Source organism: Sphingomonas sp. NPDC092440, from assembly GCF_044754985.1.
GTDB lineage: Bacteria > Pseudomonadota > Alphaproteobacteria > Sphingomonadales > Sphingomonadaceae > Sphingomonas.
The window spans coordinates 279,650-295,830 of record NZ_JBIVQA010000005.1 but is presented as its reverse complement, the minus strand read 5'-3'; the positions used below and the strand labels follow the sequence as shown (position 1 = coordinate 295,830).

Sequence of the window (16,181 nt, the reverse complement as noted above, 5' to 3'; positions counted from 1 at the left end):
CCCCGCGCGCGCCTCATGCCGCGTCGCGCCGCGGCTGCCCGAACCGGGCATAGAGCGCCGGCAGCACGAACAGGGTGAGCAAGGTCGCCGAGATCAGCCCGCCGATCACCACCGTCGCCAGCGGCTTCTGCACTTCCGCGCCCGCGCCGTGCCCGAGCGCCATCGGCACGAAGCCGAGGCTGGCGACCAGCGCGGTCATCACCACCGGGCGCAGGCGCTGCATCGCGCCTGCCCTGGCCGCCTCCGCCCGTGCCACGCCGGCGCGGACCAGGTCCTGGATCGAGGAGACCATCACCAGCCCGTTGAGGACCGCGATGCCCGACAGGGCGATGAAGCCCACCGCCGCCGAGATCGAGAAGTCCATGCCCCGCAGGAACAGCGCGAGCACGCCGCCCACCAGCGCGAGCGGCACGCCGGTGAAGACGATGGCCGCATCGCGCGCCGAGCCGAGCGCGCCGTAGAGCAGCAACAGGATCAGCGCGAAGCAGGCCGGGATCACCAGCGCCAGCCGATCGCGCGCCGAGGCGAGATTCTCGAACTGGCCGCCCCAGAGGAGATAGCTGCCGGCGGGCAGCCGCACCTCGCGCTCGATCGCCGCGCGCGCATCGGCGACCACGCTGCCGACGTCGCGCCCGCGCACATTCGCCTGGACGACGACCCGCCGCTTGCCGTTCTCGCGGCTGATCTGGTTGGGACCGTCGACCACGCGGATCTCCGCGACGCTGGCGAGCGGGACGAAGGCGCCACCCGCGACAGGCAGCTGCAGCCGGGCCAGCGCATCGAAATCGGCGCGCTGCGCCTCGGAGAGCCGCAGCACCACCGGGAAGCGGCGGTCGCCCTCGAAGATCATGCCGGCCTCGCGCCCGCCCAGCGTGGCGGCGACCAGATCCTGCACGTCCTGCGCGGTGACGCCCAGCCGGGCCATCGCGTCGCGGTTCACCCGGATGTCGAGCATCGGCAGGCCGCTGGTCTGCTCCACCTTCACATCCGCCGCCCCCGGAGTGGCCCGCAGGATTCCCGCGATACGGTTCGCGGTGGCGTTCATCGCGGAAAAGTCGTCGCCGAACACCTTCACCGCGATGTCGCCGCGCACGCCCGCGATCAGCTCGTTGAAGCGCATCTGGATCGGCTGGGTGATCTCATAGGCATTGCCCGGCAGCTTCGCGAGCTGCCCCTCGATCCGCGCGACCAGCGCTTCCTTGCCGAGCCCCGGATCGGGCCATTCGGCCCGCGGCTTCAGGATCACGAACATGTCGGTGGCGTTGGGGGGCATCGGATCCGAGGCGAGCTCGGCCGTGCCGGTCTTGGAGAAGACGAACTTCACTTCGGGCTGCTTCGCCATCAGCCGTTCGAGCGGCACCTGCATCGCCTGGCTCTGCTGAACCGAAGTGGCGGGGATGCGCAGCGCCTGGATCAGCAGGTCCCCCTCGTCGAGCTGCGGCAGGAACACCTGGCCCAGCGCCAGAAAGGCGAGCGCCGCCGCGCCCAGGCTCGCCACCGCCGCGCCGATCGTGACGCTCGGCCGGCGCATCGCCCGGTCCAGCCCCGGCTCGTAGCGCCGGCGCAGCCAGCCGAGGATGCGCCCCTCCTTCTCCTCCACCCGCTTCGACAGCCAGATCGCGATCGCGGCGGGCACGAAGGTGAGCGACAGGACGAAGGCACAGGCGAGCGCGAGGATCACCGTCACCGCCATCGGCACGAAGGTCTTGCCCTCGACGCCGCTCAGCGTGAGCAACGGCACATAGACGAGCATGATGATCGCCTGGCCGTAGACGGAGGGCCGGATCATCTCGCGCGCCGCGGCGGAAACCGTCTCCAGCCGCTCGGCCCGGTCGAGCGGCCGGCCCGCTTCGTGCTGGCGTTCGGCGAGGCGGCGCAGCGCGTTCTCGACGATGATCACCGCGCCATCGACGATCAGCCCGAAATCGAGCGCGCCCAGGCTCATCAGATTGGCCGACACGCCCATGCGCAGCATGCCGAAGCCGGTGAGCAGCATCGTGACCGGGATCACCGCCGCCGCGATCAGCGCCGCGCGGAAATTGCCGAGCAGCAGGAACAGCACGACGATGACGAGCAGCGCGCCCTCGCTCAGATTGCGCGCCACCGTCCGGATCGTCGAATTGACCAGCGCGGTGCGATCGAGCACCGGCTGGACCACCACGTCGGGCGGCAGCGAGGCGTTGATCGACTTGAGGCGGTCCGCCACCGCGGTCGCCACGGTGCGGCTGTTCTCGCCGATCCGCATGATCGCGGTGCCGACCACCACTTCGGTGCCGTTCTCCGATGCCGACCCCATCCGCACCGCCTGGCCGGTCCGCACCGTCGCGACCTGATCGAGCGTGATCGGCACGCCCGCGCGCGTGGCGATCACGATGCGCGACAGCTCGGCCGGCCCCCGGACCAGCGCGTCGGCGCGCACCGCCAGCCCCTCGCCATTGCGGTCGACGAAGCCGCCGCCGCTGCTGGTGTTGTTGCGCTCGATCGCCGTAGCGAGATCGGTGAGCGTCAGGCCGAGCGTCGCCAGCTTCGCCACATCGGGAATGACCAGGATCTGCCGGGCATAGCCGCCGATCGAATCGATGCCGGCGAGCCCCGGCACGTTCTTGAGCAGCGGCGTGACGATCCAGTCCTGCGCGGTGCGCAGATAGGTCGCCTTGTCGGTCTCGCTCGTCAGCCGCTCGCCTTCGGGGGTGATGTAGCTGCCGTCGGGCTGCATCCCGGGCTCGCCGGGCTGATGCTTGTCGTCCGGCCGGTGATCGAGCCGGACCGTCCACATATAGACTTCGCCCAGGCCGGTGGCGATCGGCCCCAGCTCGGGATCGGCGCCGTCGGGCAGGCCCTCGCGCACGCCGGCCAGCCGCTCGTTCACCTGGGCGCGGGCGAAATAGATATCGGTCGCGTCGGCGAACACCGCCGTCACCTGGGCGAAGCCGTTGCGGCTGAGCGAGCGGGTATATTCAAGGCCGGGAATGCCGGCGAGCGCGGTCTCGATCGGAAAGGCGACCTGCTTCTCGACCAGCTCGGTCGAGAGCGCGGGCGCGCGCACGTTGATCTGGACCTGGTTGTTGGTGATGTCCGGCACCGCGTCGATGGGGAGGCGGTACAGGGCGGCGGCGCCGATCACGGCGGCGATGGCGGTGAGCAGGAGGACAAGCCAGCGCTTGTCGACCGCCCAGTTGACGATGCGGGCGATCATGGCTCAGTCCTCATGGCTCGCTTCGCCCTTGCCGAGCTCGGCCTTGAGCGTGAAGGTGTTGGTGGCGGCGACCTGCTCGCCGTCCGCCAGGCCGGAGAGGATCGCGACCATCGCGCCGTCGCGCGCGCCGAGCGTCACCGGCTGGGTCCGGAAGCCCTGCGGCGTCCGCACGAACAGCACCGGCCGGTTCTCCACTGTCTGTACCGCCGTGGCCGGCACCATCAGCGGCGCGGCGCCCGCCCCGGCGACTTCGATCCGCGCCTGCACCGGCTCGCCCGCGCGCCACTGGCCGCCGCGATTGTCGAGATCGGCGAGCACGCGGACAAGGCGCGTCTGCGGGTCGAGCGCCGGCGCGACGAAGCGCACCCGCGCCATGGCGGTGCGCCCCGCCGCGGCCACCTCGACCGGATTGCCGGGCCGCACCCGCGCGGCATCGCCGGCCGCGATCGACAGGACAACGCTCAGCCGCTCGAGCGCCGCGATCCGGAACAGCTCCGTCTCCGCTGCATCCGCGGTGAACATCTGGCCCGGCACGGCGCTGCGCGCGACGACGCGGCCGGCGATCGGCGCGGTGATCACGATCCGGTTGAGGCTGCCGCCGCGCACGCCCGAGGCCGCCACCTGCTGGCGCGCCAGCCGCACATCGGTCTCCGCCTGCTCGGCGGCGGCGCGCGAGATCTCTACTTCGCGCAGCGGGCGGAAGCCGCGCGCATAGAGCGCCTCGTCGCGCGCCAGCGTCTTGCGGGCGAGCTCCAGCCGGGTCCGCGCCTTTTCCACTTCGGCCTGGAGACCGGCGGCCTGGCGGCTCTCGATCACCGCCAGCGTCTCGCCCCGGCGGACGGCATCGCCCAGATTGCGGACGAGCGCGATCACCCGCCCCTCGAGCGGCGCGGCGACCACCCGGGTGGCGTCCGGGTCGCTCTCGAGCAGCGCCGGCGCCTCGATCGCCGCGCCGGTGCCGCCCCGGCCGGGCCGGATCAGCGTGATGTTGGCCGCCGCGATCTGCTCGGCGGTGAGAGGCGCGGTGCCTTCGGCATGCGCCTCGGCGGTCTTGTTTTCCGGCTGGGGCGCGGGCGCGCCGCAACCGGCAATGAGCATCGCGGCGCAAAGCGCCGCTGCGATTCGATACATGAACTTGAACTCCTGACAGGGACAGACGCGCCGCGAGGGGCGCGGAAGCCGGTGTCAGGCGATCGGTGGTCTGAGCGGCGTGTCGGCGACGCGCGCGGCCAGCTCGGCGCTGGGCATGCGCCAGGCCAGGGGGGTGCCGCCATGGGCAAGCGGCGCCGCCGGCGCCTTCACCGGCGCGGCAAGGTCATGCCCGTGGCAGGTCGCATGGTGATGCGGATAGTTCTTGTCGGGATCGGCCGGCACTTCATCGGCGTCGCCGGGCGCGTGCCAGCCCTCGATCTCGATCGTGGTGAGGTGCCGCTCCGGCGCCTCGGTCGCGTGCGCGACCGTCGTCAGGCTGGTGATCACCAGCATCAGACAGGCAATGAAGGGCAGCAACAGGCGCATCACGGCGTCCCTATCACATCCGCGGGCATGTGTAAGCGCCCGATGACGGGCCTGGTTGGGGACTCATGCGGCAAGCACCGTCATTCCCGCGCTCTCCTCCGTCATCCCTTGTTCTCTTCCGTCATCCCCGCGCAGGCGGGGATGACGGGTTTGCCGATTGGATGATGCCGGGGCTTGCTGACTGGATCTTGCGCCTAATGCGCCGCGCCCGCCCCCACTGCCCGTTGCGGGCGCGGCGTCAGCCAGATGATCATCGCCGCGCCGACGAAGACGAAGGCGGAGATCAGGAAGATGTGGCTCGTCGCCAGCGCGAACGCTTCCTTGTCGACCAGCTGCGCGATCGCGAGCCGCGCCTGGTCGAGCGAGAAGCCCTGCGCCGCCATCGCGTCGACAGTGCCGTCGCTGTTCAGCCGCGAGGCGATCTCGCTGCGGGCGACGCGCGCGCTGTCGTCCCAGGCGGTGGTCGAGACCGACGTGCCGATCGCGCCCGCCATCGTTCGCAGGAACGCCATCACGCCCGCCGCCGACGCCGTTTCCTCCGGCCGCACCGAACCCAGCGCCAGCGTGGTCAGCGGAATGAAGAAGAACGGCATGCCGATGCCCTGGAGCATCTGCGGGAAGGCCAGGCTCCAGAAATCGGCCTGGCTGTTCCAATGGACCCGCAGCAGCGAGGTGAAGCCGAGCCAGAGGATGCCGAAGCACACCAGCGCCCGCGGATCCACCTTGCTCGTCAGCTTGGCGACGATCGGCGACATGATCACCGCCGCCACGCCGGTGAAGGCCGTGGCATAGCCGGCATAAGTGGCGGTGTAGCCCATGCTGGTCTGCAGCCATTGCGGGATGATCACCGCCGAGGAGAAGAAGGTCCCGAAGGCCAGGGCCAGCGACAGCACCGCCACGGTGAAGCCCCGGTGCCGGAACACGCGCAGGTCGACGATCGGCTGGTCCTCGGTGCCTTCCCAGGCAAGGAAGACCATGAAGCCGATCAGCGCAGTCACGCCGAGCATCACGATCGTGCGGTCGTTGAACCAGTCATGCTCGCGGCCGAGATCGAGCATGATCTGCAATGCGCCGATCCACAGCAGCATCAGCATCAGCCCGACCCGGTCGACGCGCAGCTTGCTCGTCGGCGTCTCGACCTTGGAGAGCAGCCGCATGCCGCCGAACGCGCACAGGGCGGCGACGGGGATGTTGATGAAGAAGATCCAGTGCCACGACCAGCTGTCCGAGATCGTGCCGCCCAGGATCGGCCCCAGGATCGGCGCGACGACGGTGGTCATCGACCAGACGCCCATCGCCTGGGCGCGCTGCTCGGGCTTGAAGATGCGCATCAGCAGCGTCTGCGACAGCGGCATCAGCGGGCCGCCGCACAGCCCCTGGCCGATGCGGCAGGCGACGAGCATGCCGAGCGAGGTCGACAGGCCGCACAGCACCGAGAAGACGCCGAAGCCGATCATCCCGAAAGTGAAGGTGCGCACCGTGCCGAAACGCCCGGCGAGCCAGCCGGTCAGCGGCACGCACACGGCCTCCGCCACGGCATAGGAGGTGATGATCCACGTCCCCTGGCTGCCCGAGATGCCGAGGCTGCCCGAGATGTGCGGGACCGAGACGTTGGCGATGGTGGTGTCCAGCACCACCATGAAGTTGGTCAGCGCGAGCACCACGCCCGCGAGGATCAGCGGCAGCCCGGTCAGGGGCGCCGCCGTCTCGGTCTTGCCGTTCATCGCAGCCGTCCTCAGTTCTTCGAGACGTCGATCTCGGCGTCCATGGAAAGGCCGACCCGGAGCGGGTGCTCGGCAAGCTCCCTGGGGTCGAGCGCGACGCGCACCGGCAGGCGCTGGACCACCTTGATCCAGTTGCCCGTGGCGTTCTGCGCCGGGATCAGCGCGAAGGACGAACCGGTGCCGCCCGACAGGCCGACGACCCTGCCGTGATACTCGACGCCGCCGCCATAAAGGTCGGACTTGAGCTTCACCGGCTGGCCGACCTTCACGCGAGTCAGCTGGCCTTCCTTGAAATTGGCGTCGACATAGAGCTGGCCGACGGGAACGACCAGCATCAGCTGCGCGCCCGGGGCGACGCGCTGGCCGACCTGGACGTTGCGGCGCGTCACCACGCCGTCGATCGGCGCGCGGATCACGGTGCGATCGAGGTCGAGCCGCGCCTGCGCCACCCTGGCCTGGGCGGAGAGCACTTCCGGCGCCGAATTGGCGGTAGTGCCGCTGATCAGCGCATTGTTCGCCGCAAGCTCGCCGCTGGCGGCGCCGCGGGTCGAGCTGGCCTGGGCCACGCCGGCCCGCGCCAGCTCCAGATTGGCCCTGGCCGAGGAGAAGGCGTTGGTCGCCGAAGTGAGCTCCTCGCCCGACACCGCACCATTGGGGGCGAGGCGCTGGCGCCGGGCGAGGTCCACCCGCGCCTTCTCGTAATCCGCCTCGGCGGCGACGAGCTGGGCACGGGCTCGGGAAATATCGGCACCCCGGGCCTGGACCTGCGCGGCGAGCGCCGCGCTGGTGGCCGAGGTCTGGCCGTACTGGCGGCGGGCCTTGGCGAGATCCGCCTCGGCCTGGGCGAGCGTGATCCGCGCGTCGCTGTCGTCGAGCCGGACGAGCACGTCGCCCTTCTTCACCGCCTGGGTATCGGACACCGCGACGCCGGCCACCTGCGCGGCGATCATCGGCGTGACGCTGGCGGTATCGGCGCCGACATAGGCATTGTCGGTGCTGATGTAATGGCTGCCGACCAGCACGTACCAGCCGCCATAGCCGATGCCGGCGATCAGCACCGCGCCGGCGATGCCGGTGAGCAGCCGCCGGCGCAGGCTGGGCTTGGCGGGCGCCGCGTCGGCGTTCGCGACATGGATCTGGGGTTCGGCATCAGCCATGGGTCGAGTCCTTGGTTGCGGCGGCGGCCGCGGTGTCGGTGGAAAAGCCTCCGCCCAGCGCGCGGACCAGCTGGACGTCGAGCGTGAACGCCCGCGCCTCGAGATCGGCGACGATCTGGCGGTTCTGCAGCACGCCCTGCTCGGCGGTCAGCACGTCGAGAAAGGTCGACAGGCCGCCCTCGTAGCGCTGGCGGGCGATCCCATAGGCGGCCTCGGAATCGGCGAGCGCCTGGCGGCTCTCCGAAAGGCGCGTGACCAGGGCGTTCTTGCTCGTCACCGCATCGGCGACTTCGCGATAGGCGGTGGTCACGGTCGAATCATAGGTCGCGACCGCTTCGTCATAGCCGGCGCGGGCCCCCTTGTACTGGCCGGCCAGCTGCCCGCCCCGGAAGATCGGCAGGCTGATCGCCGGGCCGACCGAGCCATAGGTCGATCCGCTCTTGAACAGATTGTCGAGCCCGAAGGCCTGGAAGCCGATCAACGCGCTGAGGTTGATCGAGGGGTAGAAATCGGCGCGCGCCACCTTGATGCGGCTCGCGGCGGCCTCCACCCGGGCGCGGGCGGCGGCGATGTCCGGACGGCGGCCGATCAGGTCGGTGGTGACGCCCGCCGGGAGCCCGTGCGCGCCGGCCGGGCCGGTGGGCAATGCGATGGTCAGCCCGCGGTCCGGCCCCTTGCCCAGCAGCGCGGCGAGGCGGTTGCGGGTGAGCCCGATCGCCTCGTCGGTGGCCGCCAGGTCGGCGCGGGCGGCGGGCACCGCGGCATCGGCCTGTTTCAGCTCGGCGCGGGTATCGAGCCCGTTGGTCACCCGGTCGCTCACCAGCTGCCGCGTCTGGGTGCGCAGCGCCAGCGCCTGGGCCTGGACGCCGCGCTGCGAGGCCAGGCGCGCGAGATCGGCATAGGCGCTGGCGATGTTGGTCGAGAGCACGAGCCGCGACTGCTCCAGCTCGATCCGCGCCGCCGCGGCATCCGAGGTGGCGGCGGCGAGCGAGGCCCGGTTCTTGCCCCACAGGTCGAGATCGAAGCTCAGGTTCGCCGCGACCTGGCCGCTGTCGTTCCAGCCCTTGGGCACGAAGGCGGCGGGAATGCCGTTATTGTAGCTCTGCTTGCCCAAGCTCGCGCCCGCCTGGACGCCCACCGACGGCAGCAGCGCCGCGCCGGCCTGCTGGGCATAGGCCTGGGCGGAGCGCAGGCGCGCGGCGGCGGCGGCGAGATCGGGCGAGCCGGCCAGCCCTTCCGCGATCAGCCCGCTCAGCTGCGCGTCGCCATAGGCGCTCCACCAATCATTGGCGGGCCAGTTCGCGGCATCGGCCCGGGCGGCCAGCGACTGGTCGGCGGCATAGCCGGCCGCCGCACGCACTTCGGGACGGGCACCGAGCTGCGGCACCGGCGCGCACGCGGAAAGCAGCGCGGTCCCGGCAGTCGCGACGAGCAGCAACGGACGAAGGGAGAATCGGATCATGATTTAAATACCGTACTGTCGGGTACGGCGCGGCAGATGGGCGCGGGCCGCCACCTTGTCAACCCGTAATCGTACCCTATAGTACGGTTATGGAGAAAATCATGGACAGGCCGTCCGGCAAGCGCGAGGCGCGCAAGGAGGAACGCCGCGAGGCGATCCTGGCGATCGCCAAGCGCGTGTTCCTCGACCAGGGCTATTCCGGCGCGTCGATGTCGGCGATCTCGGCGGAGCTTGGCGGCTCCAAGGGGACGCTGTGGAGCTATTTCCCGTCGAAGGAAGAGCTGTTCGCCGCGGTGCTCGACGATGCGACCAAGGAATATCGCGGCCAGCTGGCCGATGTGCTCAAGCCCGGCGAGGACGTGCGCGCCGCGGTGCTGCAATTCTGCCGCGGCTTCATCGCCAAGATCTCGTCGCCCGACGGGCTGCGGCTGCACCGGCTGATCGCCTCGGAAGTCAGCCGCTTTCCCGAGATCGGCGACATCTTCTATCGCCGCGCGCCCGTGCCGACCCAGCAGCTGCTCGCCGGCTTTTTCGAGCGCGCGATGGACGCGGGGACGCTTCGCCGCGCCGACCCGCTGTTCGCGGCGCGCGTGCTCGCGACGCTCTGCCTCGGCGTGCAGCAGCGCATGCTCTGGGGGCAGGACCTGTCGGCGGCGGAGCGCGACCATGAAGCCGCGCAGATGGCCGAGGTCTTCCTGCGCGCCTTCGCGCCCGACTAGAGCGGCACCCCGTCGAGCGCCACGGCCTCCACGCCGATGCAGCGGCGCATCTTCTCCGCCACGATCCGGCCCAGCGGCCCGGCCAGGCCATCGAGCTCCAGCCGCACGGTCATGCGCTCGGGCGTCACGCGCACCTCCATGGCCGGCGCCGCGAGATCATGCTGCGCGGCAAGGCCGACCAGGCGGCACAGCAGGGCGGCGCTCGCCTCGCCCATGATGTCGAACCGCATGGCCGGGCTCAGGCTGCCTCGCGCACCGACGCCGCCGATGCCGCGACGACCCGCGCCCGGGCAAGCGCGTCGGCGGCGCGGTGGGGCGCCACCCCCTCGCGGGCGGCATGGGCGAGCACCGCGCCGAGCCGCAGGCCGGTCGCATGAACGCGCGCCGCCACTGCATCGGCGCTCCAGCCGAGATACTCGCCGGCCACGCTGATGATCCCGCCCGCGTTCACGACATAATCGGGCGCGTAGAGAATGCCGCGATCGGCGAGCCGGTCGCCGTCCTCGGGCGTGGCGAGCACATTGTTCGCCGCGCCGCAGACGATGCGCGCGCGCAGCCGCGCCACGGCGTCGCCATCGAGCACCCCGCCCAGCGCGCAGGGCGCGAAGATCGCGCAGCGGGCGTCGAGGATGCTGTCGCGGCCCATGATCTCCGCGTCATAGCGGCAGGCGATATCGGCGGCGACGCCGGGGCGCGGCTCGGCGACGACCAGCCGCGCCCCCGCCGCATGGAGCATCCCGCACAGCGCCGATCCGACATTGCCGAGCCCCTGCACCGCCACGCGCAGCCCGCGCAGGTCGCTGCCCAGCTGGCGCCGGGCGGCCTCCTCCATCGCGAGGAACACGCCGCGCGCCGTCCAGGGCGAGGGATCGCCGCCCGGCCTGCCACTCCGGGGCGGCAGGCCGGCGACATGGCGGGTCTGACCGCGCACTGCCTCCATGTCGGCCACGCAGGTGCCGACATCCTCAGCCGTGACATAGGCGCCCTCGAGCCGCGCCACCGCCCGGCCGAACGCAGAGAACAGCCGGTGCCGGTCGAAATCGCCGGCCGGTAGGTTCAGCACCGCCTTCCCGCCGCCCAGGGGCAGATCGGCCATTGCGTTCTTGAAGGTCATGCCCTCGGCCAGCCGCATCGCGTCACCGACCAGCGCGGCATGGCCGCCATAGCGCCACAGCCGGCATCCGCCCGCGGCGGGGCCGCGCCGCGTGGAGTGGAGCACGATCACGCCGTCCAGCCCGCTCTCCATGTCGCGCAGCACGTGCACGCTCTCCGGCGGGGTGGCGGTAACTTGCGGGGCATCGACCATGAAAGCGCTCCTGAAATCCAGGGATGACTCTTCCACGGTTTCGCGGGATAAACTGGCCTTGTTCGCGCATCATCGCCGAAAATCGGCACGATCCGACCTGAAAATGCCGAATAGGAGAACAGATTTGCCCGTCGATCTCGACCCCTTCGAACGCAGGATCCTGCAGGTGCTCCAGGAAGACGCCTCGCTGCCCACCGCCCGGCTCGGCGAGATGGTGGGCCTGTCGAGCTCGCCCTGCTGGCGCCGCGTCGACCGGCTGGAGAAGGAAGGGATCATCACTCGCCGCGTCGCGCTGGTCGACCGGCAGAAGATCGGGCTCAACGCGCACATCTTCGCGCAGATCAAGCTGAACGCGCACGGCCGCGCCAATCTCGACGAGTTCGCCGCGGCGATCCGCTCCTTCCCGGAAGTGCTGGAAGCCTATGTGCTGATGGGGGTGTTCGACTTCATGCTGCGCATCGTCGCCGCCGATATCGAGGCCTATGAACGCTTCTTCTTTTCCAAGCTCTCCAAGCTGCCCGGCGTGCAGGAGATCAACTCCACCGTCGCGCTCTCGCAAGTGAAGGCAACGACGGCATTGCCGATTCCCTAGGTTGGGGACTCCTATTCTTGCTTCGTCACCCCGGCCTGGCGCCGGGGTCCCGCTATCTCGACAGCGCAAGCAGAAGCGGGATCCCGGCGCAAGACCGGGATGACGGGCGTAGTTTCAAGGGCTTGCCTGGGTTCTCAACCCAGGGTCCGTACTCGATGCCGGCAATGGTCGTGACGGCGCGGATTCTGGCGCACAGGTTAGGAAAAGAGGAGGGAGCGATGCGGTGCATCGTGACCGACGATTGACGCCGCTATGCGCCAGAATCAGCCCGCCCCGAAGGGGTCGCCCGGCCGGCGCGCATTTTCGGTTGCCGCTCCGCCAACGCCTGTGCCACCCATCCGTTTCTAGAGATGTCATCGCTTTCCAAATCGTCGCCGATACCGGGCGCCAGCGGCACGGAGACCGGCCGGAACGGGCGGCCGCCGACGATCGACGACGTGGCGGCGCTCGCCGGCGTCGGCCGGGCCACCGTGTCGCGCGCGCTCAACGACCAGGCGCATGTGAGCGACAAGATGCGCGACCGGGTGATGCGCGCGGTCGAGGCGCTCGACTATCGAGTCAATCCGCAGGCGCGCAACCTCGCCAGCCGGGCGAGCAACACGGTCACGCTGATCAACTGCAACGCGCGCGACGCGCCGCCCAATTCCTATTATTTCGCCGCGATCGAACTGGGCGCCTTGCGTGCGGCCGCGGCGGCAGGGTTCGAGCTCTCGACCTTCAACATCCATATCGAGGACGACAATCGCGACGACCGGCTGATCGAGCTGTTCGCCTCGGGCCGCAGCACCGGGCTGATCCTGTCGCCGCCGCTCTCCGCCGATGTCGAGCTCGCCCGCCGGCTGATCGCCCAGGGCTGCCCGGTGGTCTGCATCTCGCCCAGCGACGAAGTGCGCGCGCTGCTGCCCGGGGTGGGGTTCGACGAGGCGGCGGCCGGCTATGAGATCGCCCATCACGTCGTCGCCGCCGGCCATCGCCGCTTCGGCTATATGCTGGGGATCGAAGGCCATCTCGCCGCCGAGACGCGCTTCGCCGGCTTTCTGCGCGCACTCGCCGAAGCGGGGCTCGACGAAGGCGCAGTGACGGCACTGCGCGGCGACTTCAGCTTCCGCTCCGGCGTGGAGCTCGCCGAGGCGCTGCTGGCCGGCCCCGACCGCCCCACCGCGATCGTCTGCGCCAATGACGACATGGCGGTCGGCGCGATGTTCGCCGCGCACCGCATGCACCTGGTCATGCCGGGTGACCTTTCGGTGGTCGGCTTCGACGATGCGCCGGTCGCTGCCTATATCTGGCCGCCGCTCACCACCATCCACCAGCCGATTCGCCGCATCGCCGCGCGGGCGGTGGAGCGCCTGGTCGAGACGCTGCTGCGCGGCCAGGGCACCGGCACGCCGGGCTTCGACGCGATCGACCATCACCTCGTGCTGCGCGAATCGGTCGCGCCGCCGCGCGGCTGAAACCCGCCGGACCCAGCCCCTTCGTAAGCGTTTTCTGTAACGCGTTGACAATTTCGCGCGACGCGATGATACCAATTGGAAGCGCTTCCAGTTTTCTCGAGGCGCGCAACGGGGACAGAGACGGCCGATAACGGCCGCCTGATATGAGAGGGGAAGAGGCAATGGCGGAGCGTCCGCATGCGCGCGCTATGAAGCGCGCCAAGGGCAATCTCGGACTCACGATTTCGACGTTGGCTCTGGCGACAACGTTGCCAGCCCATGCCTGGGCGCAGGACGGCGCCACGCGGGCCAGGGAAGACCGGGCGCAGGACCAGGTGCCGGCCGAGGAAAGCACCATCGTCGTGACCGGCCTGCGCGCCGGCCTGCAGAATTCGATCAACATCAAGCGCGACCAGGCCTCGATCGTCGAGGCGGTGTCGGCCGAGGACATCGGCAAGCTGCCCGACGTCTCGATCGCCGAGTCGATCGCCCGCCTGCCCGGCCTCGCCGCCCAGCGCGTCAACGGCCGCGCCCAGGTGATCTCGATCCGCGGCCTCGCGCCCGACTTCACCACCACGCTGCTCAACGGGCGGCAACAGGCCAGCTCGGGCGACAATCGCGCCGTCGAGTTCGACCAGTATCCAGCGGAGCTGCTGTCGAGCGTCGTGGTGTACAAGACGCCGGATGCCGCCATCGCCGGCATGGGCCTGTCGGGCAGCGCGGACCTGCGCACCGTGCGTCCGCTCGCTTATGGCAAGCGCGCGATCGCGATGAACCTGCGCGGCGAGCTCGATGCCGATGGCGGCCGCAATGCCGACATCTCCAAATGGGGCTGGCGCGGCACGCTCAGCTATATCGACCAGAATGCCGCCGGCACGCTCGGCTGGTCGCTCGGCTATGCGCATCTCGATTCGCCGAGCCATGTCGATCACTACAAGGCCTATGGCTATGAGGCGTTCGGCGGCATCTGCCAGCCGACGGTCGCCAATCCGTGCAGCCCCAACACCGTCACGCCCGATTCCGCCGACAACGCGCTGCAGCTCAACGGCCAGGAAGCCTGGGCGACCAGCCGCCGCAACCAGCGCGACGGCGTGATGGGCACGCTCGAATGGAAGCCGAGCGACAGCATCCACAGCGTGCTCGACGTCTATTATTCGCGCTTCAAGCAGAAGGAAGTGATCCGCGGCGCGCAGTGGTTCTCCAACGGCTGGGCGGACAATGCGACCTTCTCCAACATCGGCACCAGCCAGCTGGGCGGCTCGGCGATCGGGACCTCGGGCCACATCACCAACGCCGTTCCGATCCTGCGCAACGACTATAACGAGCGCAAGGACGAGCTGTTCTCGGCCGGGCTCAACAACGAATTCCAGCTCGACGAGCGCACCCGCTTCGTCGCCGATCTGAGCTATTCGACCAACAAGCGCGACGAGACCTATATCGAGACCTATGGCGGCTATGGCGTGGGCCCGTTCCAGACCCGCACCATGGACAATTACGACTTCTCGTTCCCGATCGACGGCGCCTTCCCGCATTATGGCTTCGGCCTGGACTATGCGAATGCCAGCCAGGTCTCGCTCGGCGATCGCGCGCCCTGGGGCGGCTGGGGCCATGACGGCCTGATGAAGTCGCCGCACGTCAAGGAAGAGCTGGGCGCCGTCGATTTCATGCTGAGCCGGGAGATCGGCGGGTTCCTCCGGAACATCGAGCTCGGCGTGAACTACACGCAGCGCAACAAGCGCAAGACCGTCGACGAGCTCGACCTCAACCTGAAGAACGGGCGGGCGCAGGTGCCGGTCGGTTCGCAATTCATGCTCGATCCGACTTCGCTCGACTTTGTCGGCTTCGGCAACGTGATCGCCTGGAACGTGCCCGCGGCGCTCGACACCTATTACAACAAGACCCCGCTGGAGGACGCCAACCACTTCGACAAGGCGTGGAAGATCAAGGAAGACGTCATCACCTGGAAGGCGAAGGCGAACATCGAATGGGGCCGGCTGCGCGGCAATGTCGGCGTGCAGGTGGTGGAGCAGTTCCAGTCGTCGTCCGGCCTGCGGATCAACCAGACGCTGACTCCGATCGCGCTGTCGCAAGTGTTCGTGACCGCGCATTACACCGACGTGCTCCCCAGCGCGAACCTGATCTACGACCTGGGCGGCGGCCACCGCATCCGCCTGGCGGCGTCCAAGGTGCTGGCGCGCCCGCGCATGGACGACATGCGCGCGAACTTCACGCCGAGCTTCACCACCAATCCGTGCGGCGGCAGCCCGCCCTGCGCGCCGGGCAGCACGGTCTTCCCCTGGTCGGCGACCGGCGGCAACCCGAACCTCCAGCCCTGGCGCGCCAAGGCGCTGGACGTCGCCTATGAATGGTACATCGGCAAGGCGACCTATGTCAGCGTCGCCGGCTTCTACAAATGGCTCGACAATTATATCTACAATCGCAACTTCGCGATCGACTTTTCGGGCCTGCCGATCCCGACGAACCAGATTCCGAGCAACGTCAACATCAGCTCGTTCGGGCAGGTGACGATGCCGGCCAACGGGCCGGGCGGCAATCTGAAGGGCATCGAGGTCAGCGGCGCGATCGAGATCGGCCGCATCATCCCGGCGCTGGACGGCTTCGGGTTCACCGGCAGCTATTCCTACACGGAATCCGATCTCAACCCCACCGACGGCAACGACGTGGTGCGCATCCCGGGCCTGTCCGGCACGGTGTACAACGTCACCGGCTATTTCGAGAAATGGGGCTTCCAGGCGCGGGCGAGCTATCGCTTCCGTTCGGCCTACAAGGGCGAGACGGTGCAGCTGTTCACCAATCGCGGGTACACCGAGATCCTGGCGGACCGGCAGCTCGACGCCCAGATCGGCTATACCTTCCCGGACAATTCGGCGCTGAAGGGCCTCGGCGTGCTGCTCCAGGTCAGCAACCTGACCGACTCGCCCTATCGCACCCGGCTGGGGCTGGACACCGGCGGCACCCACACCAGCGACGGCACGCCGCTGCCCGAGACCTATGAGAAATATGGCCGCCAGTTCCTGCTGGGGTTCAACTACCGCTTCTGATTTCCTCCCCCC

General features: G+C 69.5%; 12 protein-coding genes. 4 read left to right on the top strand and 8 right to left on the bottom strand.

The window, feature by feature from the left end:
- Positions 1-13: 13 nt before the first annotated feature.
- The 6 genes from ACIQCS_RS11020 to ACIQCS_RS10995 form a co-directional block, all read right to left on the bottom strand.
- Positions 14-3,196 (bottom strand): CusA/CzcA family heavy metal efflux RND transporter, encoded by a 3,183-nt coding sequence (locus tag ACIQCS_RS11020; RefSeq protein ID WP_345850054.1) that lies wholly within the window; start codon positions 3,194-3,196, stop codon positions 14-16.
- A gap of 3 nt (positions 3,197-3,199) precedes the next feature.
- Positions 3,200-4,327 (bottom strand): efflux RND transporter periplasmic adaptor subunit, encoded by a 1,128-nt coding sequence (locus ACIQCS_RS11015; RefSeq protein ID WP_345850053.1) that lies wholly within the window; start codon positions 4,325-4,327, stop codon positions 3,200-3,202.
- Between the two features lie 54 nt (positions 4,328-4,381).
- Positions 4,382-4,714 carry a hypothetical protein gene (locus tag ACIQCS_RS11010; protein ID WP_345850052.1) on the bottom strand — a complete coding sequence of 111 codons (333 nt, stop codon included), beginning with the start codon at positions 4,712-4,714 and terminating at the stop codon, positions 4,382-4,384.
- A gap of 194 nt (positions 4,715-4,908) precedes the next feature.
- Positions 4,909-6,438 carry a DHA2 family efflux MFS transporter permease subunit gene (locus ACIQCS_RS11005; RefSeq protein ID WP_345850051.1) on the bottom strand — a complete coding sequence of 510 codons (1,530 nt, stop codon included), beginning with the start codon at positions 6,436-6,438 and terminating at the stop codon, positions 4,909-4,911.
- An 11-nt stretch (positions 6,439-6,449) separates the two neighbouring features.
- Positions 6,450-7,595, bottom strand: a complete 1,146-nt coding sequence (locus ACIQCS_RS11000; RefSeq protein WP_345850050.1) for an HlyD family efflux transporter periplasmic adaptor subunit — start codon at positions 7,593-7,595, stop codon at positions 6,450-6,452.
- Entirely contained in the window at positions 7,588-9,057 is a 1,470-nt protein-coding gene (locus ACIQCS_RS10995) for an efflux transporter outer membrane subunit (RefSeq protein ID WP_345850049.1), read from the bottom strand. The genes ACIQCS_RS11000 and ACIQCS_RS10995 overlap by 8 nt, the downstream gene beginning before the upstream one ends.
- A 101-nt stretch (positions 9,058-9,158) precedes the next feature.
- On the opposite strand from ACIQCS_RS10995, the gene ACIQCS_RS10990 reads away from it, so the two are divergent.
- The gene (locus tag ACIQCS_RS10990; protein ID WP_345850048.1) at positions 9,159-9,776 is read left to right on the top strand and encodes a TetR/AcrR family transcriptional regulator; all 618 of its coding nucleotides are present in this window, start codon (positions 9,159-9,161) and stop codon (positions 9,774-9,776) included.
- On the opposite strand, the gene ACIQCS_RS10985 is transcribed toward ACIQCS_RS10990, so the two are convergent.
- Positions 9,773-10,006 (bottom strand): hypothetical protein, encoded by a 234-nt coding sequence (locus tag ACIQCS_RS10985; protein ID WP_280279536.1) that lies wholly within the window; start codon positions 10,004-10,006, stop codon positions 9,773-9,775. The genes ACIQCS_RS10990 and ACIQCS_RS10985 overlap by 4 nt on opposite strands.
- Before the next feature lie 8 nt (positions 10,007-10,014).
- Entirely contained in the window at positions 10,015-11,082 is a 1,068-nt protein-coding gene (locus ACIQCS_RS10980; RefSeq protein ID WP_345850047.1) for a Glu/Leu/Phe/Val dehydrogenase dimerization domain-containing protein, read from the bottom strand.
- A gap of 103 nt (positions 11,083-11,185) precedes the next feature.
- Here ACIQCS_RS10980 and ACIQCS_RS10975 point away from each other — a divergent pair, with 103 nt between their 5' ends.
- The 3 genes from ACIQCS_RS10975 (at position 11,186) to ACIQCS_RS10965 (ending at position 16,169) form a co-directional block, all read left to right on the top strand.
- Positions 11,186-11,674, top strand: coding sequence for an Lrp/AsnC family transcriptional regulator (locus tag ACIQCS_RS10975; RefSeq protein ID WP_345850046.1), 489 nt, complete (start codon positions 11,186-11,188; stop codon positions 11,672-11,674).
- Between the two features lie 350 nt (positions 11,675-12,024).
- Complete coding sequence (locus ACIQCS_RS10970) at positions 12,025-13,128, top strand: LacI family DNA-binding transcriptional regulator (RefSeq protein WP_280279539.1); 1,104 nt, start codon at positions 12,025-12,027, stop codon at positions 13,126-13,128.
- Positions 13,129-13,376: 248 nt separating this feature from the next.
- Positions 13,377-16,169, top strand: coding sequence for a TonB-dependent receptor (locus tag ACIQCS_RS10965; protein WP_345850045.1), 2,793 nt, complete (start codon positions 13,377-13,379; stop codon positions 16,167-16,169).
- The last annotated feature ends 12 nt before the right edge of the window (positions 16,170-16,181 follow it).

Bases quoted from the DNA above. Each gene is read 5' to 3' on its own strand.
- ACIQCS_RS11020 (WP_345850054.1), bottom strand. From the start codon at position 3,196: ATGATCGCCCGCATCGTCAACTGGGCGGTCGACAAGCGCTGGCTTGTC.
- ACIQCS_RS11015 (WP_345850053.1), bottom strand. From the start codon at position 4,327: ATGTATCGAATCGCAGCGGCGCTTTGCGCCGCGATGCTCATTGCCGGT.
- ACIQCS_RS11010 (WP_345850052.1), bottom strand. From the start codon at position 4,714: ATGCGCCTGTTGCTGCCCTTCATTGCCTGTCTGATGCTGGTGATCACC.
- ACIQCS_RS11005 (WP_345850051.1), bottom strand. From the start codon at position 6,438: ATGAACGGCAAGACCGAGACGGCGGCGCCCCTGACCGGGCTGCCGCTG.
- ACIQCS_RS11000 (WP_345850050.1), bottom strand. From the start codon at position 7,595: ATGGCTGATGCCGAACCCCAGATCCATGTCGCGAACGCCGACGCGGCG.
- ACIQCS_RS10995 (WP_345850049.1), bottom strand. From the start codon at position 9,057: ATGATCCGATTCTCCCTTCGTCCGTTGCTGCTCGTCGCGACTGCCGGG.
- ACIQCS_RS10990 (WP_345850048.1), top strand. From the start codon at position 9,159: ATGGACAGGCCGTCCGGCAAGCGCGAGGCGCGCAAGGAGGAACGCCGC.
- ACIQCS_RS10985 (WP_280279536.1), bottom strand. From the start codon at position 10,006: ATGCGGTTCGACATCATGGGCGAGGCGAGCGCCGCCCTGCTGTGCCGC.
- ACIQCS_RS10980 (WP_345850047.1), bottom strand. From the start codon at position 11,082: ATGGTCGATGCCCCGCAAGTTACCGCCACCCCGCCGGAGAGCGTGCAC.
- ACIQCS_RS10975 (WP_345850046.1), top strand. From the start codon at position 11,186: ATGCCGAATAGGAGAACAGATTTGCCCGTCGATCTCGACCCCTTCGAA.
- ACIQCS_RS10970 (WP_280279539.1), top strand. From the start codon at position 12,025: ATGTCATCGCTTTCCAAATCGTCGCCGATACCGGGCGCCAGCGGCACG.